General features: G+C 34.2%; 21 protein-coding genes and 1 other RNA gene. 12 read left to right on the top strand and 10 right to left on the bottom strand.

Going from position 1 to position 24,445, the window contains the following annotated elements; all coding sequences use genetic code 11:
• Positions 1-2,772: HYR domain-containing protein (locus tag BMY39_RS15000; RefSeq protein WP_143064788.1), on the bottom strand; the 2,772-nt coding region annotated here is incomplete at its 3' end.
• Positions 2,773-3,349: 577 nt separating this feature from the next.
• Between BMY39_RS15000 and BMY39_RS14870 the strand changes: the two genes are divergently transcribed.
• The 4 genes from BMY39_RS14870 (at position 3,350) to BMY39_RS14855 (ending at position 7,572) form a co-directional block, all read left to right on the top strand.
• On the top strand, positions 3,350-3,838 hold the full coding sequence (locus tag BMY39_RS14870; RefSeq protein ID WP_092581117.1) for a SixA phosphatase family protein: 489 nt from the start codon (positions 3,350-3,352) through the stop codon (positions 3,836-3,838).
• 135 nt (positions 3,839-3,973) lie between these two features.
• Entirely contained in the window at positions 3,974-6,037 is a 2,064-nt protein-coding gene (gene ppk1 / locus BMY39_RS14865) for a polyphosphate kinase 1 (protein WP_092581115.1), read from the top strand.
• A 1-nt stretch (position 6,038) separates the two neighbouring features.
• Positions 6,039-6,944 (top strand): Ppx/GppA phosphatase family protein, encoded by a 906-nt coding sequence (locus BMY39_RS14860; protein WP_092581113.1) that lies wholly within the window; start codon positions 6,039-6,041, stop codon positions 6,942-6,944.
• 100 nt (positions 6,945-7,044) lie between these two features.
• A complete protein-coding gene (locus BMY39_RS14855) occupies positions 7,045-7,572 on the top strand; it encodes a porin family protein (RefSeq protein WP_092581111.1) in 528 nt (175 codons plus the stop codon).
• Here BMY39_RS14855 and miaE read toward each other — a convergent pair.
• Genes miaE through BMY39_RS14840 form a run of 3 tightly spaced genes read right to left on the bottom strand, consistent with a single transcriptional unit; the run spans position 7,569 to position 10,436 of the window.
• A complete protein-coding gene (miaE, locus tag BMY39_RS14850) occupies positions 7,569-8,150 on the bottom strand; it encodes a MiaE family protein (RefSeq protein ID WP_092581109.1) in 582 nt (193 codons plus the stop codon). The two genes, BMY39_RS14855 and miaE, sit on opposite strands and share 4 nt — an antisense overlap.
• Entirely contained in the window at positions 8,137-8,703 is a 567-nt protein-coding gene (locus BMY39_RS14845) for a hypothetical protein (RefSeq protein WP_092581107.1), read from the bottom strand. Before BMY39_RS14845 ends, miaE begins: the two co-directional genes overlap by 14 nt.
• A 2-nt stretch (positions 8,704-8,705) precedes the next feature.
• Positions 8,706-10,436 carry a DNA polymerase III subunit gamma/tau gene (locus BMY39_RS14840; protein ID WP_092581105.1) on the bottom strand — a complete coding sequence of 577 codons (1,731 nt, stop codon included), beginning with the start codon at positions 10,434-10,436 and terminating at the stop codon, positions 8,706-8,708.
• A gap of 205 nt (positions 10,437-10,641) precedes the next feature.
• Between BMY39_RS14840 and BMY39_RS14835 the strand changes: the two genes are divergently transcribed.
• Together BMY39_RS14835 and rnpB are read left to right on the top strand one after the other, a co-directional pair.
• A complete protein-coding gene (locus BMY39_RS14835) occupies positions 10,642-11,586 on the top strand; it encodes a hypothetical protein (protein ID WP_092581103.1) in 945 nt (314 codons plus the stop codon).
• 329 nt (positions 11,587-11,915) lie between these two features.
• An RNA gene (gene rnpB, locus BMY39_RS14830) (RNase P RNA component class A) lies at positions 11,916-12,225 on the top strand.
• Between the two features lie 67 nt (positions 12,226-12,292).
• Here rnpB and BMY39_RS14825 read toward each other — a convergent pair.
• The 5 genes from BMY39_RS14825 to BMY39_RS14805 all read right to left on the bottom strand — a co-directional run bounded on the left by BMY39_RS14825 (position 12,293) and on the right by BMY39_RS14805 (position 16,218).
• Positions 12,293-13,042 carry a hypothetical protein gene (locus BMY39_RS14825; RefSeq protein WP_092581101.1) on the bottom strand — a complete coding sequence of 250 codons (750 nt, stop codon included), beginning with the start codon at positions 13,040-13,042 and terminating at the stop codon, positions 12,293-12,295.
• 26 nt (positions 13,043-13,068) lie between these two features.
• A complete protein-coding gene (locus BMY39_RS14995) occupies positions 13,069-13,980 on the bottom strand; it encodes a nuclear transport factor 2 family protein (protein ID WP_143064787.1) in 912 nt (303 codons plus the stop codon).
• A 150-nt stretch (positions 13,981-14,130) separates the two neighbouring features.
• Complete coding sequence (gene rsmD, locus BMY39_RS14815; RefSeq protein ID WP_092581099.1) at positions 14,131-14,676, bottom strand: 16S rRNA (guanine(966)-N(2))-methyltransferase RsmD; 546 nt, start codon at positions 14,674-14,676, stop codon at positions 14,131-14,133.
• Positions 14,676-15,530: a DUF3822 family protein gene (locus BMY39_RS14810; protein ID WP_245738321.1), complete on the bottom strand. Its 855-nt coding sequence runs from the start codon at positions 15,528-15,530 to the stop codon at positions 14,676-14,678. Before BMY39_RS14810 ends, rsmD begins: the two co-directional genes overlap by 1 nt.
• On the bottom strand, positions 15,475-16,218 hold the full coding sequence (locus tag BMY39_RS14805; protein WP_092581095.1) for a hypothetical protein: 744 nt from the start codon (positions 16,216-16,218) through the stop codon (positions 15,475-15,477). Before BMY39_RS14805 ends, BMY39_RS14810 begins: the two co-directional genes overlap by 56 nt.
• A 128-nt stretch (positions 16,219-16,346) precedes the next feature.
• Here BMY39_RS14805 and BMY39_RS14800 point away from each other — a divergent pair, with 128 nt between their 5' ends.
• The 6 genes from BMY39_RS14800 (at position 16,347) to BMY39_RS14775 (ending at position 21,554) form a co-directional block, all read left to right on the top strand.
• Positions 16,347-17,771: an ATP-dependent DNA helicase gene (locus BMY39_RS14800; protein ID WP_092581093.1), complete on the top strand. Its 1,425-nt coding sequence runs from the start codon at positions 16,347-16,349 to the stop codon at positions 17,769-17,771.
• Positions 17,772-17,783: 12 nt separating this feature from the next.
• The gene (locus BMY39_RS14795; protein WP_092581091.1) at positions 17,784-18,359 is read left to right on the top strand and encodes a DUF4126 domain-containing protein; all 576 of its coding nucleotides are present in this window, start codon (positions 17,784-17,786) and stop codon (positions 18,357-18,359) included.
• A 40-nt stretch (positions 18,360-18,399) separates the two neighbouring features.
• Positions 18,400-19,128, top strand: coding sequence for a 3-deoxy-manno-octulosonate cytidylyltransferase (gene kdsB / locus BMY39_RS14790; RefSeq protein ID WP_092581089.1), 729 nt, complete (start codon positions 18,400-18,402; stop codon positions 19,126-19,128).
• Entirely contained in the window at positions 19,119-19,823 is a 705-nt protein-coding gene (locus tag BMY39_RS14785; RefSeq protein ID WP_092581087.1) for an HAD family hydrolase, read from the top strand. The genes kdsB and BMY39_RS14785 overlap by 10 nt, the downstream gene beginning before the upstream one ends.
• A 95-nt stretch (positions 19,824-19,918) precedes the next feature.
• Positions 19,919-21,001 (top strand): iron-containing alcohol dehydrogenase family protein, encoded by a 1,083-nt coding sequence (locus BMY39_RS14780; protein WP_092581085.1) that lies wholly within the window; start codon positions 19,919-19,921, stop codon positions 20,999-21,001.
• 1 nt (position 21,002) lies between these two features.
• Positions 21,003-21,554, top strand: coding sequence for a 1-acyl-sn-glycerol-3-phosphate acyltransferase (locus BMY39_RS14775; protein ID WP_092581083.1), 552 nt, complete (start codon positions 21,003-21,005; stop codon positions 21,552-21,554).
• 158 nt (positions 21,555-21,712) lie between these two features.
• Here the strand turns inward: BMY39_RS14775 and BMY39_RS14770 are convergent, their stop codons facing one another.
• Entirely contained in the window at positions 21,713-24,286 is a 2,574-nt protein-coding gene (locus BMY39_RS14770; protein ID WP_092581081.1) for a zinc-dependent metalloprotease, read from the bottom strand.
• Positions 24,287-24,445: the final 159 nt, after the last annotated feature.

Below are 24,445 nucleotides of genomic sequence, written 5' to 3'. Positions count from 1 at the left end.
CACGTTCGAGCAGTCGAAAGCCGTAGTATCGATAGCCAGTGACTGTATGCCACAGGCATCGTTGGATCCGTTATCAATATCTGCAGCAGCAATGGCTAAATTACCAGTAGCGTCAAGTTGAATGGTTATATCTTGACAAATAGCTACAGGAGGCGTTATATCTTGAACCGTAACGGTAGCAGTACAATCAGAAGCATTGCCATTACCATCTGTTACAGTTAGTGTTACCGTATTAGCGCCAACATTAGAACAATCAAAAGTGTCAACATCGATAGCCAGTGACTGTATGCCACAGGCATCGTTAGACCCATTATCAATTTGAGCAGCTGCAATGGTAGCATTACCAGCAGCATCAAGTTGAATGGTTATATCTTGACAAATAGCTACAGGAGGCGTTATATCTTGAACCGTAACGGTAGCAGTACAATCAGAAGCATTACCATTACCATCTGTTACAGTTAGTGTTACCGTATTAGCGCCAACATTAGAACAATCAAAAGTGTCAACATCGATAGCCAGAGATTGTATACCACAAGCATCGTTAGATCCGTTATCAATATCGGCAGCTGCAATGGATGCATTACCAGCAGCATCAAGTTGAATGGTTATATCTTGACAAATAGCTACAGGAGGCGTTATATCTTGAACCGTAACGGTAGCAGTACAATCAGAAGCATTGCCATTACCATCTGTTACAGTAAGCGTTACCGTATTAGCACCAACATTAGAACAATCAAAAGTGTCAACATCGATAGCCAGGGATTGAATACCACAGGTATCGTTAGACCCATTATCAATTTGAGCAGCAGTAATAGTTGCATTGCCAGTGGCATCCAGCTGTACCGTTATATCCTGACAGATAGCAATCGGATTGATGTTATCTTGAACAGTTACTGTAGCGTTACAAGTAGCGGTATTTCCACTGTTATCTGTTACGGTAAGCACAACAGGGTTGGTTCCTACGTTAGAACAATCAAAAGTGTCTACGTCCAAATCAAGAGAGGCAATACCACAATTATCGGTAGAACCATTATCAATTTGAGCAGCAGTAATAGTAGCATTGCCAGTGGCGTCAAGCTGTACTGTAATATTTTGACATGCCGCTACTGGATCCTCATTATCTATAACCGTAACAGTTTGATTACATTGTGCAGTATTAGTAGCACTATCAGTAACAATCCAAGTCACTGTAGTATCCCCAAGCGGAAATAAGTAAGTAGTAGGGTCGATATCAACACCACCTACTTGCGCTACTACGGAAATAACGGAGCAGTTATCAGAAACGGTCGGCGTACCAATATTGGCTGTGGTAGTACAGTTACCTGTACCATCATCATCAGTATTAGCAGTAATATCTACTGGACAAGTTATAGTAGGAAGCGTGGTATCATCTACTAAGTTAATGGGATTAGAAGATGACGTTCGCTCACAATTATTTGTGTATGTATCTCTTACAACTAAGTTATACGGATTTCCTGCTGGTGATAAGCCAGTGAAATTAACTGAACTTTGATATGTAGTCCCGCCATCTAAAGAATATTCGTATTGCCCAGGGTTCGCTCCCGTATTCAAAGGGCTAGTTACAGTAATTGTTTGATTGGTATTTCCGCCACTACAGTCTTGTGTAAAAGTAGGTTCAGGTGGTAGCGCAACATACATAAGAGTCGCACTTGCTGTTTCACAATTTGTTTGATTTGGAGCTGGAAGACATAGTTCATAATCAAAATTTACATCACCAGTAAAACCAGGAGTAGGCACATATGTATATGTTCCGTCAGTATTTAAGTTGAAAGAAAGACCTGCTGGAGTAGGACCAGAAACTAAATTATAGGTAGATCCTGCTGGTGCGTTGTTTAAAATTGATAAATCTCCGTTATACGTTTCATCCAAGCATTCTATTACTTGTTGGTCTACAGCATATTTTTGTAATATAAAGAATTTACCATCTCCGTGGTCGTTAGTAGATCCCACAAACTCAATTCTTGTTATGCTTGAACCCGTAGGCGCTAATTCATTTAAATAGAATAAAGCAACACCAACGGTTTGCCCGTTGTTGTTACATCTTCCTGACCTCCAATAATCTGAATCGCCAAGTGGTGTTCCAAAAGTACAGGTACCACCTGAATAGTTTTGTCCACCATCTTTAACAAAGGTATCACCTAATAATTGTTCTGGCCCACCACCTGCAGGAATACCGAATACTTCAATATAATAACAGTTGTTTCCTCCGCGTTCTGTAACCGCTAAAATACCGTCTGTATTAGATGGTATTGCTGGAACATAAGAAATAGCTTGATCTTGAGGTGGATTGTTTGGGAAAGGTAATGCCGTAAAATCCTCACAAAAATCTCGTCCATTTGTATTGGATGAAAAATAGTGATTTAAGTTTGTATCCTGAAATGCCGCCAGGGCTATAGGGTTCCATGTTGCAGGATTTGCTGAAGTGGTTGGGACTACAGGACCGCCGTTTAAAATAATTCTATTAGCACCATGACCACCGGGGCCAACTTGTGTTAACGAATATGAGGAAGGCACAACGAAGGTATTATATTCTGTAGTAACCCCTCCAGAAGTCACTTCGATTTTTTCTAGTGTGGCAGGATCTGAGTTATTGGTTTGAGTATCAGACCAAAAAAACTGTACTCCTGTTTTAATAGAGGGTTCTTGAACTCCAATTTGAGCAATTAGAAAACTTGGAATAGCTATAAAGATAGCTATCATCAAATTCTTTATATTAAATGCTCCTAGTTTGTTATGGTATTTATGTCTCATATTACTTTAGATAAGAGTCAATATTATATTATTAGCAACTTGAAAAGTTCAAAGAACTGCAAACTGCAATTAAAACTAATGATTTAAAAAAGGGTGTTTTATTCATTTCCATCACTTAACTACTATATTAATTACATAACATTGAATTAAACAGAAATTAATACCAAAGTGGTTTGGTATAACTTTTAAAGCGCGAAAATCTAAAGTTTTTGAGGGAAAAACAGTAAGAAGAGAAGACAGTATTAAAGCCTTACTACTATTTGAAACTTGATTTGGGGTCATTGTTCTTTAGTTTATAGGTATTACAAATAGACATATATCTATTTTGTTTTTCAAAAAAAAATGTTAAAGCACAATTATATTCGACAAGTAGGCTAGTGTTTTAATATTATCGATGTAATATACCTCTTGTCGATTATTACTAGCGCTAATGCGTCTATATCTCAACTTTTTTTGTTCCATACTTCTTTTTTAACGATTTTAGTCGATATAATTTTAGTTTAATAAAGCAAATAAATTGAATTTTATCGATAAAAACAACATTTTATCGATAAAAATTACTTTTAATCGAATTATAATGAAAACACTTATACTGATACGGCACGCAAAGTCGTCATGGGAATATGATGTTATTGATCATGAAAGACCTTTAAAAAAGCGTGGTATCAATGATGCAAATTTAATAGCTAATAAGCTGAAATCATTAAAACCGAAAATAGATAAGGTTTTAATAAGCGATGCCATGAGAACTAAGTTAACTGCAGAAATTATTTTACCTCAACTTAATATTTCTAGTGATATTATATCCTACAGCTCCAAGCTCTACGATTTTTCTGGTGAGAATTTGGTAAGCGTTATTAAGAGTTGCGACAATAGCATTAACGCTTTATTGGTTTTTGGGCATAACTATGCTATTACTGCTTTTGTTAATGCATATGGTAATGTCTTTATAGATAACGTACCTACCTGTGGTGTTGTGGCTATAAAATTTGATGTAAATAAATGGTCTGAAATTAATTCTGGAACAACAGAATATACCATTTTCCCTAAAGATTTAAAGGTTTAAGCTATAATTTATTAATTTTTTTTACTGTGCATCTATAGCTCATAAATAGTCAAAATCAATCAAATTTTAATGATAAGCAGAATGACTTTTCAGTCTAAATAGAATATATTTGTTGCTTAAAATAGCTTCACAAGAATGACCAAAACAGAGAATACTGAGAATCAATATATCAATAGAGAAATTAGCTGGTTACAGTTTAATGCACGAGTATTACAAGAGGCTACCGATACAAGTGTGCCTCTTATAGAAAGACTTAGATTTCTTGGGATATTTTCAAACAATCTGGACGAATTTTTTAAAGTTAGATACGCTACGGTAAAGCGCATTGTTGAAGCTGGTAAAGGAGGAAAAAACGAGCTTGGTGGTATTAGAGCCAAAGAGTTGCTTGAAATTATTACTCAAATAGTTATAGATCAGCAAGCTGAGAGTTTAAGGGTTTTGGATGAGATAGATAAATCGTTACGGGAAGAGAACATTTTTGTAATAAATGAGTCTCAACTTAATGAGAATCAAAAATCATTTATTAAAGAATACTATTTTCAAAATATTAGTACCGCATTGGTAACCATTATTTTGAATGATTTAGTGGTTTTGCCAAATTTAAAGGATAGTGCCGCTTATTTGGCAGTTAAAATGCTTATGAATGATGGCACCAAGCAGTTTGCACTTGTAGAAATACCTAAAACAGTAGACCGTTTTGTGGTATTGCCAGAAGAAGATGGTAATAATTATATAATCATGGTTGATGATTTATTACGCTATTGTTTAAGTGATATCTTTAATATTTTTGATTACAAGTCTATCTCCGCTCATATGATAAAGATCACGCGAGATGGAGAACTGGATTTTGACAGTGATTTAAGTAAGAGTTTTATAGAAAAAATTTCCGATAGCGTAAAACATAGGGAAGTTGGTGAACCAGTAAGATTTGTTTACGATAAAACCATTGATAACGATACACTAGAATATTTAATGGAGAAAATGGGGATTGATAATACAGATAGTATTATCCCTGGCGGAAGATATCATAATAAAAGAGATTATATGGGTTTCCCAAGTCTGGGAAGAACTAATTTATTGTACAAAAAAATAGTTCCGCTACGAGTAAAAAATTTAAGTTTGGAAACGAGCATTTTTGATGCTATTTCCAAAAAGGATTATATGGTGCATGCACCATATCACACATTTTCGTATGTGGTTAAGTTTTTAAGGGAAGCCGCTTTAGACCCGAAAGTAAAAACGATAAAGATTACTATTTATCGTCTAGCACAAATTTCGCACGTGGCGAGCTCATTGATAAATGCAGCGATTAACGGCAAAACGGTTACTGTTTCTATAGAGCTTAGGGCAAGATTTGATGAGCAAGCAAATATTCGCTATGCGCAGCAAATGAAAAAGGAAGGGGTAAACTTAATTTTTGGTGTACCAGGCCTAAAAGTACACAGTAAAATGTGTGTCATTGAGAGGGAAGAGGGTAAAAAACTAAAACGCTATGGTTTTATCAGTACAGGTAATTTCAACGAATCTACCGCAAAAATTTATACAGATTACACGTTATTCACCTCTAATCAGCCAATTTTAAAAGAAGTCAACAAGATTTTTAATTTTTTCGAAACCAATTATAGAATATATAATTATAAACATCTAATTGTATCTCCTCACTACACTAAAAAATATTTTTTTAATTTAATTGATGAACAAATAAAGGCAAGTAAAAATGGGAAGGGTGGTTATTTAAGACTAAAAATGAATAGCCTTTCTAGTTACGAAATGGTGGATAAGTTGTACGAAGCGAGTAACGCTGGAGTTAAGATTGATATGATTGTTAGAGGGATTTGCTGTTTAATACCTGGGATTAAAGGTATGAGTGAGAATATAAAAGTTATAAGTATAGTAGATAAGTTTTTAGAGCATCCGCGTGTATATATTTTTGGTACAAATGAAAACGCCAAAATATATATTTCTTCAGCGGATTGGATGACTCGGAATATAGAAAATAGGGTAGAGGTAAGTTGTCCTATTTATGATGAAGCGATAAAACAAGAAATAATTGATAATTTCAACATTTGTTGGAGCGATAATGTAAAGGCGCGCCTTATAAATACTAATAACGAAAACGAATATCGTATTGATAATAAGCCTAAAGTGCGATCGCAAATTGCATTATACGATTATTATGTAGATAAACTGAATAACTAGTATGCTCTCAATAAAAAAATATGCAGCTATTGATATAGGTTCCAATGCTGTTAGACTTTTAATTTCCAACGTAATTGAAGAAAAGGGGAAGCCTGTTGTTTTTAAAAAAAATTCATTGGTAAGGGTGCCAATTCGTTTAGGTGCAGATGTATTTATAAAAGGTAGAATTTCAAAAGAAAATACCCAAAGAATGTTGGATACGATGCTAGCTTTTAAACTTCTTATGAAATCCCATAAAGTAGAAAAATACAAAGCTTGTGCCACTTCTGCTATGCGAGAATCAAACAATGGCAATGACGTTGTAAGTGCTGTTTTAGAACATTCTGGGGTAAGTATTGATGTGATTGATGGTGAGGAGGAAGCTGCGATTATAGCTGCAACGGACTTGAACAAGTTTATTGATCCTGAAAAAATATACCTTTATGTTGATGTGGGTGGTGGTAGTACAGAGTTTTCGGTAATAAGTAAAGGTAAGCAGATAGCTTCTCGTTCGTTTAAAATTGGAACGGTTCGCCTTTTGAACGACATGGTAAAAAAAGAATCATGGGCTGAACTTAACCAGTGGATAAAAGATAATACTGGACAATACGAAAAAATAAGTGTTATAGGGTCTGGAGGTAATATTAATAAAATATTTAAGGTGTCTGGAAAGGCATTGGGTAAACCTTTAACCTATTTTTATTTAACATCATATTACAATACGCTTCAAAGCTATTCTTATGAAGAAAGAATAACAGAACTATCACTAAATCAAGATAGGGCAGATGTTATTATTCCAGCAATGCGTATTTATTTATTTGCGATGAAATGGAGTGGTGCAAAACACATCTATGTACCTAAAATTGGGTTGGCCGATGGTATCATAAAAAGTATATATTTCAATACGGTTTCTAGTAATACACAGTAAAATTCTGCAATTCAACTACAATTTCTCCGGTGTTTTAAATTTATAATATATATTCGTGAACGTATATTTATATAAATACATAAACCCAAAACTATTAAAAATGAAAAGATTAGCACTTATAGCTTTTTTACTTAGCCTATCGTTTCAAGCGTTTTCCCAAAAAGGTACTTATGGGGTTCGCGCTGGTTATAACATCTCAAATTTAGATTTTGAAGATGTACCAACTATGACAAACGAACATAGAAACAGTTTTTATATCGGTTTTTATGGTGATTTCAGATTATCAAATGCAATTTCTGTAGTTCCAGAATTACAATTTTCTCCAGAAGGCGCTAAAGCAGAAGTTTTACATTTAGATTTAATTCAAATGCCTGTATTTTTCAAATTTAGGTTAAATCAAAAATGGAGATTGGGAGTAGGGCCACAAGTGGCTTTGAAATCTCATAAAGTTAATGATGGCATGAGAAACTTTCATTATTCTGCTATCGGCGGTTTGGAGTATAAATTCAATCAAATGATTTTTGTAGATTTACGCTACAGCTACGGATTATCTAATATTTTTGACGACAACCAAGGTGTTGAAGCTATTAACACGAATATACAAATAGGGGTTGGTTATCAATTTTAACCGTGTATCGCTTCTGAAGTTCCAAGATTTGACATGATTTTTGCTTCATAATCAAGAAGTTGCTGCCATTTGGCGTCAACTTCTTTTTTATTGCCATATTGTCTTGCAAAGCCTAAAAACATAGTGTAATGGTTTGCTTCACTTACCATTAAATTTCTATAGAAAGTACGCAATTCTTCGTCTTCTAGTTCTTCTGATAATAGTCTGAAACGTTCACAACTTCTAGCTTCTATTAATGCCGCATAGAGCAATCTATGAACCAGTTGTGTAGTTCTGCTGCCACCTTTTGGAAAGAATTTCATGAGTTGAATAACGTATTCATCCTTTCTGTCTCTCCCCAAGGTCCAACCACGTTCAATAATTTTATCATGCACCATTTTAAAATGGCTGATTTCCTCTTTTACCAATGCTGTCATTTCCTGAACCAATTCAGTATATTCAGGAAAGCTTACAATCAAAGAAATTGCTGTACTGGTAGCTTTTTGTTCGCAGAATGCATGATCGGTTAATATTTCTTCAATATTCTTTTCTACAATATTTACCCAACGCGGGTCTGTTGGTAATTTAAGTCCTAACATAATCTATCCTTTTAAAATCGCAATATCCGTTTTCATCTATAATTATCCTAAGCATCATTTTAATATCACCTTTGGGTTTAAAATAAGATGTTTCTAAAACTAATGTATTACTTTCTAGAGAGGCTAATTCATTAACATGTAAGCCATTGTTTAGGTAGCTTTCAAAATCAAATTTTTTTATAACATGCTTCGGTAAATGCTCATTTCTAAACACATTTTGTAAAATCAACCTATCATTTTTATAAACGGTTATTTCAGAATTTATTTGCCTAAAAAAGTGCTTGTAGTTTATATTCTTTCCAGTGAAATAATGCAACACAGCAGTATTCATATTAGTGAAACGTTTTATATTCACTTTATACCCGTTATTTAAAATCGTATCAGTTTCAATTTCTGAATAAACCGTTGGAACGTAAGCTACAATTTCTAATGGTTGCTTTGAATGCATAAATTTGCTGACGGATTCCTTGAGGCTTTCTCTTCTAGAAACCCTTCCATCACAAGCAGAAAACAAAATGAAACAAATAAAGGCTATTAATGAAATATATCTCATGGCTAAATATCTAAATCAAACGTTTTACGAAGAGCATCAATAGCAGGATTTTTTTCTTTCATTTTCTCAAATTTTTCGCGAGTGGTATAGGCGTATTTTTTACTCGCGGTCTCGTTAACCGTTATTGAGAGTTTGATGTCAAAATTATTAAGTGTTTTACGTAAGAACCCCATCAGCTCATATTGTTGGCGTTCTAATTCTACTTTATTGGTTTCATTTGGAAATTCTAAATAGACTGTTGTGCCCTTTACTTTCGGTATATCGATGGCAAGAATAGAGGCCAAATTGTGTTTTCCCTGTTTTTGGATTTTCCTTGTAAATGCATTCCAACAGTCAATAAGTTGGTTTTCTGTGAAATCTTCAGTAGGCAAATCTTTTTCATCGATAACCACCTCCATTTGTTTGATTTGATGTTCTTTTTTAGCCTTGATACTTTTTAAGGATAGTCCCGAAGTACGCTTAGTTTGGGGTGTCAACTCAATCTTGGGAGGGTCTTTTACTTGAAATTTCTCAATAACCTCGGATTTACCAGAAACAGGTGCTTTTTCCTTATCAATGTCTCTTGAAGATGTTTCAACAAGGCTTTCAGTAGGTTTTGTTACTGGAATAGGCGTGATGCCTTTTTTCTGAAAGTAAGACGCTGGAATTATGAAGCGTTTATTGTTTTTTTTTTCTCCATCATAAGTGATAGAGGCAAGCTGCATAAGGCAAAGTTCAACCAGTAACCGTTGGTTTTTACTGGTTTTATACTTTAAATCGCACTCGTTAGCTAATTCTATACCTTTAAGTAAAAACTCGTGAGATGCTTTTTTAGATTGCTCAAGATATTTTTGTTTTATTTGGTCACCTACCTCAAGAAGCTCGATAGTACTTTGCGTTTTACTTACGAGTAAATCCCTAAAATGTGATGCTAACCCTGCAATGTAATGATGTCCATCAAAACCTTTTGATAACGTGTTATTGAACTGTAATAACAGTTCTGGAATTTTATTTTCAAGAATAAAGTCTGTACTGGTAAAATAGGTTTCGTAATCCAGCACATTTAAATTTTCCGTAACAGCTTGCCTGGTTAAATTTTTACCAGAAAAACTTACCACACGGTCAAAAATCGAGAGTGCGTCACGCATAGCGCCATCTGCCTTTTGGGCGATGATATGCAATGCATCATCTTCGGCAGATATACTTTGTTCTTCTGCAATGTATTTTAGATATTCCTTGGCATCCTTTACCGTAATGCGTTTGAAATCAAAAATTTGACAACGTGATAAAATGGTTGGGATTATTTTATGCTTCTCAGTAGTGGCTAAAATGAAAATACAATGTTTTGGCGGTTCTTCTAAAGTTTTTAAAAACGCATTAAAAGCGGCTTGTGAGAGCATGTGTACCTCATCAATGATATATACTTTGTATTTTCCAACCTGTGGAGGAATACGCACTTGGTCGGTGAGGTTTCTAATATCATCTACCGAATTGTTGGAAGCCGCATCTAGCTCAAAAATGTTAAAAGCGAAATCTTCCTCTTCAGTTTCGGTACCATCACTGTTTATCATTTTAGCCAAAATACGGGCGCAGGTAGTTTTACCTACACCACGCGGACCAGTAAACAGTAATGCCTGTGCTAAATGGTTATTTTCAATGGCGTTTAGCAATGTATTAGTAATAGCCTGTTGCCCTACAACATCCTTAAAGGTTTGTGGGCGGTACTTTCTGGCTGATACAACGAAGTGCTCCATTAAATAGGTTTAGAAAACAAATTTAATTATATACATTCAGAATTCAGAATTCAGGATTCAGAATTTGATAGGAGTTATTAACAAATAGAGGTTCTAGACTTCTTGACTTTGTAATAATTTTCAACTACCTTCGTTTACCGGCGGAATAAGCCATTAAAAAATAGCGCATATCCGTCAGCAGGTTTTAAGCAATTAGACCAAATCAATGAAAAAGAATTTAATCTTACTTATTTTAATTTCAAATTTTTGTTTCGGACAATCTGAATCCAGACAAAATTTTGTCATTTCATTAAATGTCCCTGATAATGAAAGGAACAGTAATGAGTCTTTCAAAAAGATAGCTGCTGAAAAAAACATCAAGAGAATTAAGTTTTACGAGGAAAAAGAAATTGTTACGGATCTACTTTTTGACAAAAATGGAAATGTTATTGAGGCCACAGATAAGTCAAACAAAGTTATTAGCAAGACCAAATTTGCGTTTGATAAACAAAATAGATTAACTAAAATTTCATTTTTTACGGCAAATGGAGATTTTAAATATGGTTATAAATACAGATTTGATGGACCATACAGAACAGAGTTCAAAATTGGAGATTCTATTCCTACGAAAAGAACAATCGAATTAAAAGAAGAAAATATTACAATATATTCTGATTTCAATGAAAATAAGGAATGGGAATTAAATAGCGTCATATTTAAAAACGGAGATGAATCATACGATAGAGAATTAAGATATAATGAAAATGGACTTTATTCAGAGTTCAAGTATTTCTTCAACCCAAAAGAAAAAATTGGCGGAACAAAAAAAATCACTTATTTCAACGGTATTAAAATAAGTGAAGAAGATTATTCTGCATACAAAACAGATTCCAAAGGAAATAGAATTGAGAATTTTAATCCTAGAAATTTAGAAATAATTTCTACTCGTAAATACAATGAGCAGAATCAAGTTATCGAAACTAAATATTACACCAAAATGGAATATTTCGAATACGATAAAAATGGAATGGTAAAAACTAAAACCATAGATGACAGAAACGGAATAACAAAACTGAACTTTTTCTATGAAAACTCATTCCTAAGTAAAATAGAGAAAGTTAATGGAGACAATAAATTAACTTTTAAATACGAATACGAATTTTATAAATAAAAACTGCTTAGAACAATGGCTAAAAGGAATTACTCATTCTCGCCCACTTCTAAAAATCCTTTCGGATTTTCAGTTTGATGTGTATTTGCAAAGTTAAGTGCTACACCACGCAACTATTCATAGCCGAGACAGGTAAACGAACACTTCAAATAGGAAACTAATTTATTTTAGAATTAAGCTAGCAAACACGCCCGCGTTAAGGATTGAACGGCATGTTTGAAATCCCCGACGTAGGAGGGATTGAGTAGTGAAAGCCTGACCTGATAGGGGAACGCCCAAATTTTTTTTATTATTTGTGTTTTAAATTTTAGTAGTTGTACTTTTGCCAATAAGTAAATCGCCTTATCGTTACGTCTTTGGCGTAAAGGAAAGTCCGAACACCGTAGTGCAACATAGTGGTTAAAAGCCACCGGCCGAAAGGTTAGGAAAAGTGCAACAGAAAGAATGTACGGGTAGTGCCGTAGTGAAATCAGGTAAACTCTATGTGGTGCAATGCCATGTATACCAGCGTTTGAAAGTGGCACGCTTGATTGCTGGAGGGTAGGCAGCTAAAGTTTGCTGGTAACAGTAAACGCAGATAAATGATAAGGGTCGCGCCTTGGTGCGATACAGAATTCGGCTTATAGATTTGCTTAAATATAACAAACCCTTCCTGTGTTTTACAAGAAGGGTTTATCGTTAAAATTGATTAGTGACTAACAAACAATTATTCTTCTTTTTTCTTGTAGGATAACATTGGTCTTATGTTTCCTGTTATTTCATACATTTCTGCAGCGCTTCCTATTACTTTTTGAAACGTCTCGTAGCGTTCTGGCCCCAATAGTTCATCGTTTGCTTTGTTTTTAGTTGCTGCATCAACCTCATCCTCACTGGACATTGCAACCATATAATAACTATTCATTACCCCAAACCCGCTTCTATAAACACGATAATAATTCTTTGATTCTTTTGATGTAAACATATTTTTAACCGCTTTCATGCCTTCTCTTAACGCCTTTTCATTTTCAGGTGTAAAGTGAATAAAATAGAAATTACGATGGTTTAACCCTTCTTGGGTTTGAGAAATACCATCTGGCATATAGGTTAAACTTTCATCCAGCATAATGATGTAATCGCCGTGAGAATCATAGCATTTATCAAAGTCATCAAACATTTTTCCAAATTCATCTCCCATAGTTTTTGCCATATCTGCAAATGGACGTTTATCTATGTCTGCAAAATTTTCAATTGGAGACACATAAAGATACCTAAAGTCGTCCATAGTTACAGTTAACCAGTTAGCATCCGGTTGATGTTTAAGACATGCTTCATGAAACGTGAGTGCTGCTTTTTCATAATCCACCATTTTTGATGGGTTTACTTTGTCTTCGTGTACCAAGTACATTTTTTGAGCTGAAAGTTGAATGCTAAAAGCACAAATAAATAATAGTAATAAAATTGACTTAATGGTTTTCATATATTAAAGGTATTGGTTTGTTTATTTTAATTTGATGTAGGAGGATTAATTCCTAATTGACTGAATAGCGCCAAGTTATCGAAGTACGCATCTTCGCTAACAAATTTTCCTGAGTTATTTAGCGTCCATACACTAAATCCTTTGGTTTTCACTTTTTTACCAGTTGCTGCATTACCCATAAAATCTCCATTATGTGTTCCTGTTACGGTCCAATTGATGTAAATTTTATCTTTTGCTATATCAACGTTGTCTGCATATACTGTAAAATCGGGAAATGCGGTTATAAATGTTTTCATAAATCCTTCATATTCATCAATGTTTTTTATTTCTGGAGCACCATTGGTTGTTCTTACCAAGTTAGATACAGAAAGCGATTTCAGATTAGCAATATCGTGTGCATTCCAGCCAGCAACCACTTTATTAACGGCGTCCATTTTTGTTTTCTCATCAGCGGACATACTGGTAATTTCTGAAATTGCTGCATTAATTCCAGCGGTATCATAATATGCAAATTCGTTTAAAACTTTACCATCTATAAATTGAAGCGTTAAATGAACGGGTACGCTTAATTTTTTGCCAGTAACTTTAGTTTTTGCATACCAATTACCCCAATAGTTTACCCATGTCTTTCCATCTTTATCAACAACCATTTCGGTTACAACGCCTTCTTTACTAAACCCATAGGTTTCCATGAAGGAGAGCATTTGTTTCATGCTGGCCATCACTTCGTCGGGAGAATTGCCACTATTTGTGTTATGATAAATCTTTGTGGAGTCAGTAAAATTTGCCTTCCAGCTATCCCAATCGCCCGCCTCGTAGGCTTTAATACCGGCTTTTACTGTATCAATTTCTGGTGAGGCATCAAAATAGCGTTGTGGTTTATTTTGGCAAGCCACGAATAACAGAATTGCTAATCCAAGTAGTAATAGTTTTTTCATTTTTATGGTTTTAAAGGTTAGTATTCACAACAAACCATAAACATGCTTTCAAAAAAAGATTTTGAATGTAAGAGAAGTATGTGTAGAGTACGGGACTCTTAAGGAGATTATGAATGTAGCTAAAAAAGATTGATAAAAAATTAACAATTGTTAATTTTCAATATTCTTAAAAAAACTAAAAGCACTACCACCGTAATTTTTTTGATTTGAAAAATTACGAATGTGCGATAAATCTGTATGCTTAGAATGTTCTACGATTAACATGCCTTCATCTAATAACATGCTTTTTTGAAAAACTAATTGCGGTATTTTTGCGAATTGCTCTACCGTAAAATCATAAGGTGGGTCTGCAAATATAATATCTGCTTTTACAGAAGCTTTTTCTAGGAAGCTAAAAACATCACTTTTTACAGTCTGTATTGGCATTTCAAATGTTTCAGCAGTTTGATTGATAAATTTTATGCAACCAAAATTTTGATCTATACAAGTAATTTGCTTTGTACCTCTTGAGGCGAATTCATAACTTATGTTTCCAGTGCCGGCAAATAAATCTAAAACCGAAATCTCGTCAAAATAATAATGGTTGTTTAGGATATTAAAGAGCGATTCTTTTGCCATATCTGTGGTTGGGCGCACAGGTAGGTTTTTTGGTGCTATTATCTTTCTGCTTTTGTATTTACCTGAAATAATCCGCATTAGAAACTATTTGTTATAATGTAATTAGAGTGTTTAGTCTCTGTATCGTGTGGAGCGTTATTGCTAATAGTTTCAATAGTGGTATGCCTAATATATTTATAGGCCATTTTATATACATCATCTTCCTCAGAAATATTTCCAATAAGGGCAATATCAATTTCTTCAGGATCGTAGTTTAACTGTTCTAGTGTAAATAATAGATAGTAAATAAAATCTTCAGAATTATTATATTCAAAAGTGTTGTAAAGTTTTAATTTTCCGTTTTCCAAAGCGATAATTTCAAAATGCTTTTCGCTAATGTGTACATAAGCTTTAGCAGCATTTTTATGGCTTTCCATTTTTAATATGTTGTCGATTAAAATGGTAGAGGCGTGTTTATAGGTAAACTCACCAAAAACATCATAGATATAATTATTAATATTTACATAAGGCACATATACATTTATACTATCATTATACTTTAATGTATCATAACTTAAGTAATCTGATTTTAAAATTTTGGAATTGAATTTTAGGTAATCTGCTAAATAATCTTCGTTAAAAAGTGTTTTTGGCACCAAAGTAGACAAGTCGTTTTGATGAATAATCAAAATGTCATCAAACTGTTCCTGAAGGTAATCCCGTGTATCAAAGTAATGCATTAATCGCTCCAAGGCTTCAAAAGGATTCACCTTTTTTTCAAAAGCGATATGCTCCAGATTTGTAATAGTATTTTTAATTACATTTAGGATACAAAAAGAAAGTCCACTCAAACTAATTTGAATGGACAGTTTTTTATTGGTAATAGTATCTAAATCTTTAGTCTTTCTTAGTGCCATAAGTTTTTGGCCAGTTTCCAATGGTTTTAACTTCATCCATAGAACCAACTTTTATTTCATCCCCATTTACGCCTTCAACGGATACCACCTCGTTTTCTTGCATTACCAACTCTTTAGGTTGATCAAATAATATTACATTTTTCTTAACTGAAGCCTCGAACACAGGAATTTTAATATCGTTCTGCTCCAAAAACCCTGCCTCAAGTTTAAACTTAGCACCAGGTTCTCCTACGGGAACATCCATCATAGTTTTATATCTATCAGAACTTTTAAAAATGGAGTCTTTCACAGATTTAGTTCCTAGTGTATCTATAATAACAATATCCTTAAAAGTTTCTACACCTCCGTATCGTCTTGTTAATTCTTCATCTACAACACTAGAATCTCTGCGTTGTGTTAACGTAAATTGTGCCGTATCTATAAATTTCACTAAGTTATCCCAGTTTCCTGAAAATCTACCAGTAACTGTTCTGTGTGCCAACTGTGCATCTCTAATGTCCTCTAAGCTTTCAATAACCTTGGCGTAACGCTTTTCTTTTTCTTGGTTGAAAAGAATTGGATTGTAAATAGACATAAATGTTTTATAACCTAAAAAGCCTATTAACACCCAAAGTGCAATAGTTAAAACTGGCTTAAATTTGGCAGGTATAAATTTATCAACTAGCTTCACCAAAGCTATGGTAAGCAATATTACACCAACTACAACGAGAATTACTGTTAACATAGTATTTTAATTTGTTATAAGTTTAATAATGGTCTTCCGCAAATCTACAATTTTTTTTTAATGGTTAAAACTATCTTAATAAAAATCATTTCTATATTTGATGAATTTATAAACCGTTTCATGCTTTAATGACTTCAACTGAATTTTATTCTCTTGTTAAGCAACATTTTCCTTTTCAACCTACATTAAAGCAAGACATTGTTTTACAGCAACTTTCACAGTTTATCTTTAGTAAGGCATCTAATTCCATTTATTTATTAAAAGGCTACGCCGGTACAGGTAAAACTACGATTGTAAGTACAATTGTTAACAACTTATGGAAAGCCAAAATGAGTGCCGTTTTGTTAGCACCTACCGGAAGGGCGGCCAAGGTAATAGCTAATTATTCCAAAAAAGAAGCATTTACCATTCATAAAAAAATATACTTTCCAAAAAAGAGTTCAGGAGGCGGGGTTAAGTTTGTATTACAACCCAACAAGCATAAAAACACAATTTTTATAGTAGATGAAGCGTCGATGATTCCTGATACTCCAGGAGATTCTAAACTCTTTGAAAACGGGTCGCTTTTAGACGATTTAATGCAATATGTGTATTCTGGTTTTAAATGTAAATTGCTATTAATTGGAGATACAGCACAATTGCCTCCTGTTAAATTAGATATTAGTCCTGCTTTAGACGAAAATAAGTTAGCCCTAAATTATAATAAGGAAGTGACTAAAATGGAGTTGGATGAAGTAGTAAGGCAACAAGAAGATTCGGGGATTTTGGTAAATGCTACCTTATTGAGGGAAACTTTAGCAAGCAGTATTTTTGACAGTTTTAAGTTTGATTTACATGGATTTAATGATATAGTAAGACTAGTTGATGGTTATGATATTATGGATGCAATTAACGATGCCTACAGCACTTTAGGAAATGAGGAAACAGCAATAATTGTAAGAAGTAATAAACGTGCCAACTTATACAATCAGCAAATACGAAGTAGAATTTTATTTAATGAACATGAACTAACCGCTGGTGATTACCTAATGGTAGTAAAAAATAATTACTTCTGGATAAAGCCAACAACCGAAGCAGGTTTTATTGCAAATGGTGATATAATAGAAGTTTTAGAGATTTTTAAAATTATTGAGTTGTATGGATTTCGCTTTGCGGAAGTAAAGGTACGTATGGTAGATTACCCAAGAATGCGGCCTTTTGAAACCGTACTTCTTTTAGATACTATTCATGCAGAAACACCATCATTATCTTATGATGATTCCAATAGATTATACCAAGAGGTGATGAAGGATTTTGAAAACGAAACCAGTAATTATAAAAAGTTTTTAAAAGTTAAGAATAACAAACATTTTAACGCCTTACAAGTTAAGTTTTCTTATGCCATAACCTGCCATAAATCTCAAGGAGGCCAATGGCACACTGTTTTTGTAGAACAACCGTATTTGCCAAATGGTATAGATGTTGATTATTTAAGATGGTTATACACAGCTGTAACAAGAGCAAAAGAAAAATTGTATCTTATTGGTTTTAAAGATGATTTTTTTGAATCGTAACGATATTTTAAAATGACACCAGAAACAATTCTTAGCATTTGCTTAGGCATAGGCTTATCCGCATCGGTTGGATTTCGCGTTTTTTTACCCTTGTTCGCATTGAGTTTAGCTGCACATTTTGACGTTTGGCAGCTTAATGAATCATGGCAGTGGGTGGGTAGTATGCCGGCACTTATTACATTAGGTGTAGCTACTGTGGTAGAAATTTGTGCCTATTTTATTCCTTATATAGATAATTTATTGGATACTATTGCTGTACCGTTGGCTGCATTGGCAGGAACAGCGGTAATGCTCTCTACAGTTGCCGATTTAAGCCCTGTTACCACTTGGGCACTGGCAATTATTGCAGGTGGCGGAACAGCAGCAGCCATTGCGGGTACATCTAGTACAACGCGGTTAGCTTCCACAGCAACAACAGGGGGTGTTGCAAATCCTGTAGTATCAACTTTAGAAACAGGAACTTCGGTGGTTATGTCGGCACTTTCAATTTTTGTGCCTATTGCAGCCATAGTTCTGGTAGTTATTATGTTAATCATCATTTTTAAACTTTATACCCGTTTCAAAAGGAAAAAGAACACCATTGTATAAATATTTGGTATTTTTGACAGTCATCATTTAGAACGCACAGATGAAAATTATTTCCATGATTCCCGCGCGCTACGGCGCATCTCGATTTCCAGGTAAGCTTATGCAAGATTTGGGCGGAAAAACCGTCATTCTACGAACTTACGAAGCTACCGTAGCCACTAAACTATTTGATGATGTTATAGTAGTAACCGATAGCGACATTATTTATAAAGAGATAGCGAATAATGGGGGCAAGGTAATGATGAGCAAAAAAGAGCACGACTGCGGTAGTGATAGAATAGCCGAAGCAGTAGCGCATTTGGATGTAGATGTGGTAATTAATGTACAAGGCGATGAACCCTTTACTGATGCGGAATCCTTAAAGAAATTAATTGACGTTTTTAAAGAAGACACCAATAAGCAAGTAGATTTGGCATCATTAATGGTGCATATTACTGATGAGGACGAAATTAATAATCCTAATACGGTTAAGGTAGTTATAGACAACGCTAATTTTGCCCTATATTTTTCACGCAGTCCAATTCCTTTCCATCGCGATAAAACAGTCAATGTTAAGTATTACAAGCACAAGGGCGTTTATGCCTTTAGAAAACAGGCTATTTTAGATTTTTATCGTTTGCCAATGCTCACTTTAGAAGCTTCTGAAAAATTAGAACAGTTACGCTATTTAGAATATGGAAGACGAATTAAGATGGTTGAAACAAATGTTGAAGGCGTTGAAATTGATACACCGGAAGATTTAGAACGTGCTAAGCAATTATGGAAATAAACTACAGTGGCATAAAAGTAATTGGTTTTGATGCCGATGATACACTTTGGGTGAATGAAACCTATTTTAGGAAGGCAGAAGAAGAGTTTGCCAAATTATTATCAGAGTTTGAAACCCCAAACAAAATAGACCAGGAATTATTTAAGGTAGAAATAGGCAATTTACCTTTATATGGCTATGGTGTAAAAGCTTTTACGCTCTCTATGGTGCAAAGTGCTTTAGAACTCTCGAATTATACCATACCTAGTAAAACCATCGAAAAAATATTAAATATTGGCAAGAATATGTTGAATGAGCCCGTAGAATTATTGGATGGGGTTGAGGAAGTTCTAGAGGAATTATCAAAAAAATATAGGCTTATTTTAGCAACAAAAGGAGACTTGTTAGACCAAGAGCGGAAATTGGAAAAATCTGGGCTTACTTCTTATTTTCATCATATTGAAGTTTTAAGTGACAAGAAAGAAGCCAATTATTCAAAACTTTTAAATCATTTGGATATCAATCCGTCAGAATTTCTAATGATAGGAAATTCTTTAAAATCGGATGTTTTACCATTAATTAACATTAAAGCAAAGGCAATACATGTGCCATTTCATACCACATGGGCTCACGAAATGGTTACGGAAAAAGAAACCAACGGAAAAGAATATAAAACAATACCATCATTACGGGAACTTTTAAAACTAGTACCTTAACCAAACAATGGTTTACCTTTAAAAGTTTCGAGATAATTAAATAAGAGAAATTAAAATAATACTATTTTTACACTTTGTAAAAGAAAAGACACTGCATGAGTTATAAAAACTTTCCAATGGTGCCAAGAGTAATTTTTGGCAGAGGTAGTTTCAATCAGTTAGGTGAATTGTTATCCCCAAATCGCTTAAATCGTAATGCGCCATTTATATTTTTAGTAGATGATGTATTTAAAACCGAGATAGATGTAACTTCAAGAATACCAATTTCTTATGAAGATAAAGTTGTGTATGTTTCTACCGAGGAAGAGCCTAAAACTTCACAGGTAGATGAATTGGTTGAAAACATTATTTTAACATCAAAAGAACGTCCATCGGGTATTATTGGAATTGGTGGAGGTTCAATGTTAGACCTAGCAAAAGCAGTGGCTATAATGCTTACCAATGAAGGGAGTGCAGAAGATTATCAAGGTTGGGACTTAGTAAAAAACAAAGCGCTTTACCATGTTGGTATTCCTACTATTTCAGGAACTGGCGCTGAGGTTTCTAGAACAACCGTTTTAACTGGATCTACTAAAAAATTAGGGATCAATTCAGATTACACACCGTTTGATCAAGTAGTTTTAGATCCCGAATTAACCAATGGCGTACCAAAAGATCAGTGGTTTTACACGGGTATGGATTGTTTTATTCATAGTGTTGAATCATTAAACGGCACGTATCTCAATGCATTCAGTAAAACCTATGGAGATATGGCTTACAGCATTTGTAAAGAAATATATCTTGATGGAAAACTATCGAAAAAGGATGCGCAAGATAAGTTAATGATGGCGTCATGGCACGGGGGTATGAGTATTGCTTATTCCCAAGTGGGGGTTGCTCACGCCATGAGCTATGGTTTATCTTATTTATTGGGTACCAAACATGGTATAGGTAATTGCATCGTTTTTAATCATTTAGAAGAGTTTTATCCTAAGGACGTAAAGCTTTTTAAGGATATGATAGCAAAACATAAAATCACTTTACCTACAAACGTTTGTTCAGATTTAAGTGAAAAGGATTTAGATACTATGATTTCAATTGCGTTAAGCTTAGAACCGTTATGGGAAAATGCTATTGGGAAAAATTGGAAAAAAAGGATTACTCCGAAAAAGCTTAAGGAACTTTATTTAAAAATGTAGTATGAGACAATGGCTTGCTAAATTCATTTATTTTAAAGTATTGGGTTGGCAGGTTGATGGTAACTACAAAACGCTTCAAACCGACATTAAAAAAGCAGTCATTATTGCGGCACCTCATACGAGTTGGCACGATTTCTATATTGGTGTTTTAGTACGTGGAGTTTTAGGTGTAAAGGTTAATTTTATTGGAAAAAAGGAGCTTTTTGTGTTTCCCTTCGGATATTTCTTTAGAGTGTTGGGAGGTAGACCAATAGATAGACAAAACAACCAAAATAAAGTAGAAGCTATCGCAAAGTTATTCGCAGAGAATGACACGTTCCGAATAGCGTTAGCACCTGAAGGCACTAGGAAAAAAGTAGAGAAATGGCGCACGGGCTTTTATTATATTGCTAAAGCAGCCAAAGTTCCTATAGTGATGTTTACACTAGATTTTGAAAATAAACGAAATACGTTTTCTAAACCTTTTTATCCTACTGATGATGTTGAGGCTGATTTTAAACATTTGAAATCATTTTATAAAGGTGTAAAGGGTAAAATCCCTAAATATTCTTAAATGATTATAAAAAATGGCATAGGTTTTGCTCTTTTATAAGTGTAGGTTAATGAAACATAAAGTAAACAATTCATTGTCCCTAAAAAGAAACATCAACCACATAATAAAAAAGCCACTTCATTTGAAGTAGCTTTTTTAGTTTCTAAGGAAAACGTTTATTATTTCAATTCCTTTAATCCATTATCAATTAAAGTTCTTAAATGTTCTTTATGTGCCCTAGAGGCTATATTGCCAGATGGAGCAGCCATTGTTCTAATACGTTTTAGGTTATACAAGGCCATAGATTTTGCATTATGAGTATATCTCGAACTTGTCTTGCCAGTAAGCATCTCTAACAACATTTCAGTATATTCTAATTGTAAATTTTGTCTAAATGAATTTACACTACCAGAAATATCAGCTTTAAATATGGCATTGTTCAAGTCCGTCATCATGGTAGATAAGTTGTAGTCATTCCCATATAACTCAGAATCTGTAATTCTTTGTAATGTGTTATAATGCAATAGGTGACTTAACACTCGTTTTTGATACCCCAATACTTGATTGTGGATTTTTGGGTCTTCTGAACTTCTAAAATTGAAACCTCTACGCTGGCTTGCCAAATAGTTATATAAATCGTCTGGCGCATCAAATGCATTTGGCGCAAAAACATATTGGCGCAAAGCATCCATTGCCTTTTTTTGATCTTCCAAACTTACTGGAGTATAAGGTTGTTTAGCACCATGTTGTCCAGCTGCAGCTCTTTCAACATAAACACCACCAATAAACCTTGAAATGGTATTTGCAGCACTTGCCTTTTGTCCTGATAGTACGTTATATACACGTTTTAATTCTTCATAAAAATCACCTTCTTTTGTAAAATTATTTTTTACTTCTTTTAAAAGCTGATCGGACAATTGCATTCTATCGATAGACCAGTCTATTTGCTCATTTGATTGGTCTGACACATTTACTCTAGGGTCAATAGCCTTTCCAGGGCTGCGCATATCATCAGCATCATTACCAAAAATATGTTCAGGCTTAGTAGATTCGCTCAATAGCGCTTGTCGTTCACTTTCAGATTTAAAAGGTGTATATCCTAGTCGTATAGCCCAAACATCATAAGGGCCAACAGCAACATCATCATATTGCCCTTGTTTGCTTCTGTCTTTTGTAACATTTAAAGCGGCATAATCCATAACTGAAGCTGTTAAACATTTACCTTCGATAAAATCAGCATCGTTTAATTGTTCTCTTGAGAAAAGTTGGCTGGCTTTCATGTTATGATTTAATCCTAAAGTATGCCCAACTTCGTGCATTATTAAGGCAGTCATCGACTCCTTTTTAATGCGTTCCATTTCTAAATCCGAAGCGCCTGTAGCCGAAACCACCGCATTAGCAAACATAAGTTCTTGGTGTATTTCATGTCCAAGACTACAATACTTGAAGTCTTCTTCTAAATCCTTACCTACATTATTATAAATTTTATCGTAAAGCACTCTGTTGGTAAAGTGTACATATTCCAACATAATATCTGCGCCCAATATTTGCCCTGTTCTGGGATTAACAAAACTAGGCCCATAGCCACCAAAAGGAGGTTGGGGAGAAGACGTCCAACGCAACACATTATATCTAATATCTCCAGCATCCCAATCAGCATCATCAGGTTGTACTTTAACAACCATAGCATTTTTAAATCCAGCTTTTTCAAAAGCTTTGTTCCACTGTAAAACAGCATTTTTTATAGTTTCTCTCCATTCTACAGGGGTGGTGTTTTCAATCCACCATGTTATGGGCGTTACAGGTTCTGATAATGCAGCATTAGGGTCTTTTTTCTTAAGATGCCATCTATGGATTAAATCTCTGTAAGGTGTAGAACTCGTACTTGTTTGGTCATCAACCTGTTGCGTAAAATACCCAACTCTTGGGTCATCAAACCTCACTTCATAGTCATTTTCGGGCATCGCCATAAGGCTATGGTTCATCTTTATACTTACATTTCGTCCATCTGTAACGGCATTGGAACCACCATTTAGTATAGAAGGGTTAGAATATACATACTCTGCAGTAATGTTTACATTATCAGGGTAATTTTTAATAGTATTTATTTTTGTTTTATTCTTATCCAAATTACCCAATGAGAACGACGTTGGAGAGCTTCCCGGAAATCTAGGACGTTTTATTTGTCCGAAGGTTTCTTTTAAGAACAAATCACCAGCTTTTATAAGGTATAGTCCTTTTTCATCATCATGCGCCTCAATTTTTACACTAGCTATATTGCCACTTGAGATATTCGCATCCTTAGCTTTAGAAAGCGGATTATCAGGATCAAAATAAAATGATGTGTTTTGCTTTATAAATTCTATTTTGTCGAAGTGTTTTGTAATCTTAATCACTTGAGTAGGGCCGTAGGAACCTCTAAATTTACCAGCTTCCATAACACCATCTGCAACTTGTGCAAAATGGATAAACTCTTTATCTATATCATCTTCGGAAATAAGCATTTGCAACGATCCAGTGATGGTATCTTGATAGAGCGTGAACAAACCATCCATTTTTTTACTGGATTTTGTCAACGAAGCAATAGTTTTTTTCTTAGTTTCCTTTTTTACTGCTGCTGTTGCTGCTTCGGTTTTGTCTTTCTTTTTCTTATCCTTTCTTCTATTTTGCGCATCAAAATTTAAAGGCATTACAAAAAAAGCAATTAAAAGCGCCGAAACTGCTTTTAAACGCCAAGCGGAATTTGTTTTCATAAAATTGTTTTGAAATTAATGGATTCTTCGATATTTAAATTAGCGTCGCTAAAGTTAAGTATTATAATGAATTAAATTTCAGTTCAAAATGTTAAATGAAGTTAAATATGAAAAAGTTAAACTCTGATGAATGAAATACTTATCTTGTGTAAGGTAAAA

This window comes from Hyunsoonleella jejuensis (assembly GCF_900111025.1).
GTDB classification, from domain to species: domain Bacteria; phylum Bacteroidota; class Bacteroidia; order Flavobacteriales; family Flavobacteriaceae; genus Jejuia; species Jejuia jejuensis.
Note: the sequence above shows the minus strand (reverse complement) of the source record. Positions and strands in the feature narration are given on the sequence as shown.

What these genes read in the sequence shown, in the direction of transcription:
- BMY39_RS14870 (WP_092581117.1), top strand. Translation starts at nt 3,350, where the DNA reads ATGAAAACACTTATACTGATACGGCACGCAAAGTCGTCATGGGAATAT.
- ppk1 (WP_092581115.1), top strand. Translation starts at nt 3,974, where the DNA reads ATGACCAAAACAGAGAATACTGAGAATCAATATATCAATAGAGAAATT.
- BMY39_RS14860 (WP_092581113.1), top strand. Translation starts at nt 6,039, where the DNA reads ATGCTCTCAATAAAAAAATATGCAGCTATTGATATAGGTTCCAATGCT.
- BMY39_RS14855 (WP_092581111.1), top strand. Translation starts at nt 7,045, where the DNA reads ATGAAAAGATTAGCACTTATAGCTTTTTTACTTAGCCTATCGTTTCAA.
- miaE (WP_092581109.1), bottom strand. Translation starts at nt 8,150, where the DNA reads ATGTTAGGACTTAAATTACCAACAGACCCGCGTTGGGTAAATATTGTA.
- BMY39_RS14845 (WP_092581107.1), bottom strand. Translation starts at nt 8,703, where the DNA reads ATGAGATATATTTCATTAATAGCCTTTATTTGTTTCATTTTGTTTTCT.
- BMY39_RS14840 (WP_092581105.1), bottom strand. Translation starts at nt 10,436, where the DNA reads ATGGAGCACTTCGTTGTATCAGCCAGAAAGTACCGCCCACAAACCTTT.
- BMY39_RS14835 (WP_092581103.1), top strand. Translation starts at nt 10,642, where the DNA reads ATGAAAAAGAATTTAATCTTACTTATTTTAATTTCAAATTTTTGTTTC.
- BMY39_RS14825 (WP_092581101.1), bottom strand. Translation starts at nt 13,042, where the DNA reads ATGAAAACCATTAAGTCAATTTTATTACTATTATTTATTTGTGCTTTT.
- BMY39_RS14995 (WP_143064787.1), bottom strand. Translation starts at nt 13,980, where the DNA reads ATGAAAAAACTATTACTACTTGGATTAGCAATTCTGTTATTCGTGGCT.
- rsmD (WP_092581099.1), bottom strand. Translation starts at nt 14,676, where the DNA reads ATGCGGATTATTTCAGGTAAATACAAAAGCAGAAAGATAATAGCACCA.
- BMY39_RS14810 (WP_245738321.1), bottom strand. Translation starts at nt 15,530, where the DNA reads ATGAAGTTAAAACCATTGGAAACTGGCCAAAAACTTATGGCACTAAGA.
- BMY39_RS14805 (WP_092581095.1), bottom strand. Translation starts at nt 16,218, where the DNA reads ATGTTAACAGTAATTCTCGTTGTAGTTGGTGTAATATTGCTTACCATA.
- BMY39_RS14800 (WP_092581093.1), top strand. Translation starts at nt 16,347, where the DNA reads ATGACTTCAACTGAATTTTATTCTCTTGTTAAGCAACATTTTCCTTTT.
- BMY39_RS14795 (WP_092581091.1), top strand. Translation starts at nt 17,784, where the DNA reads ATGACACCAGAAACAATTCTTAGCATTTGCTTAGGCATAGGCTTATCC.
- kdsB (WP_092581089.1), top strand. Translation starts at nt 18,400, where the DNA reads ATGAAAATTATTTCCATGATTCCCGCGCGCTACGGCGCATCTCGATTT.
- BMY39_RS14785 (WP_092581087.1), top strand. Translation starts at nt 19,119, where the DNA reads ATGGAAATAAACTACAGTGGCATAAAAGTAATTGGTTTTGATGCCGAT.
- BMY39_RS14780 (WP_092581085.1), top strand. Translation starts at nt 19,919, where the DNA reads ATGAGTTATAAAAACTTTCCAATGGTGCCAAGAGTAATTTTTGGCAGA.
- BMY39_RS14775 (WP_092581083.1), top strand. Translation starts at nt 21,003, where the DNA reads ATGAGACAATGGCTTGCTAAATTCATTTATTTTAAAGTATTGGGTTGG.
- BMY39_RS14770 (WP_092581081.1), bottom strand. Translation starts at nt 24,286, where the DNA reads ATGAAAACAAATTCCGCTTGGCGTTTAAAAGCAGTTTCGGCGCTTTTA.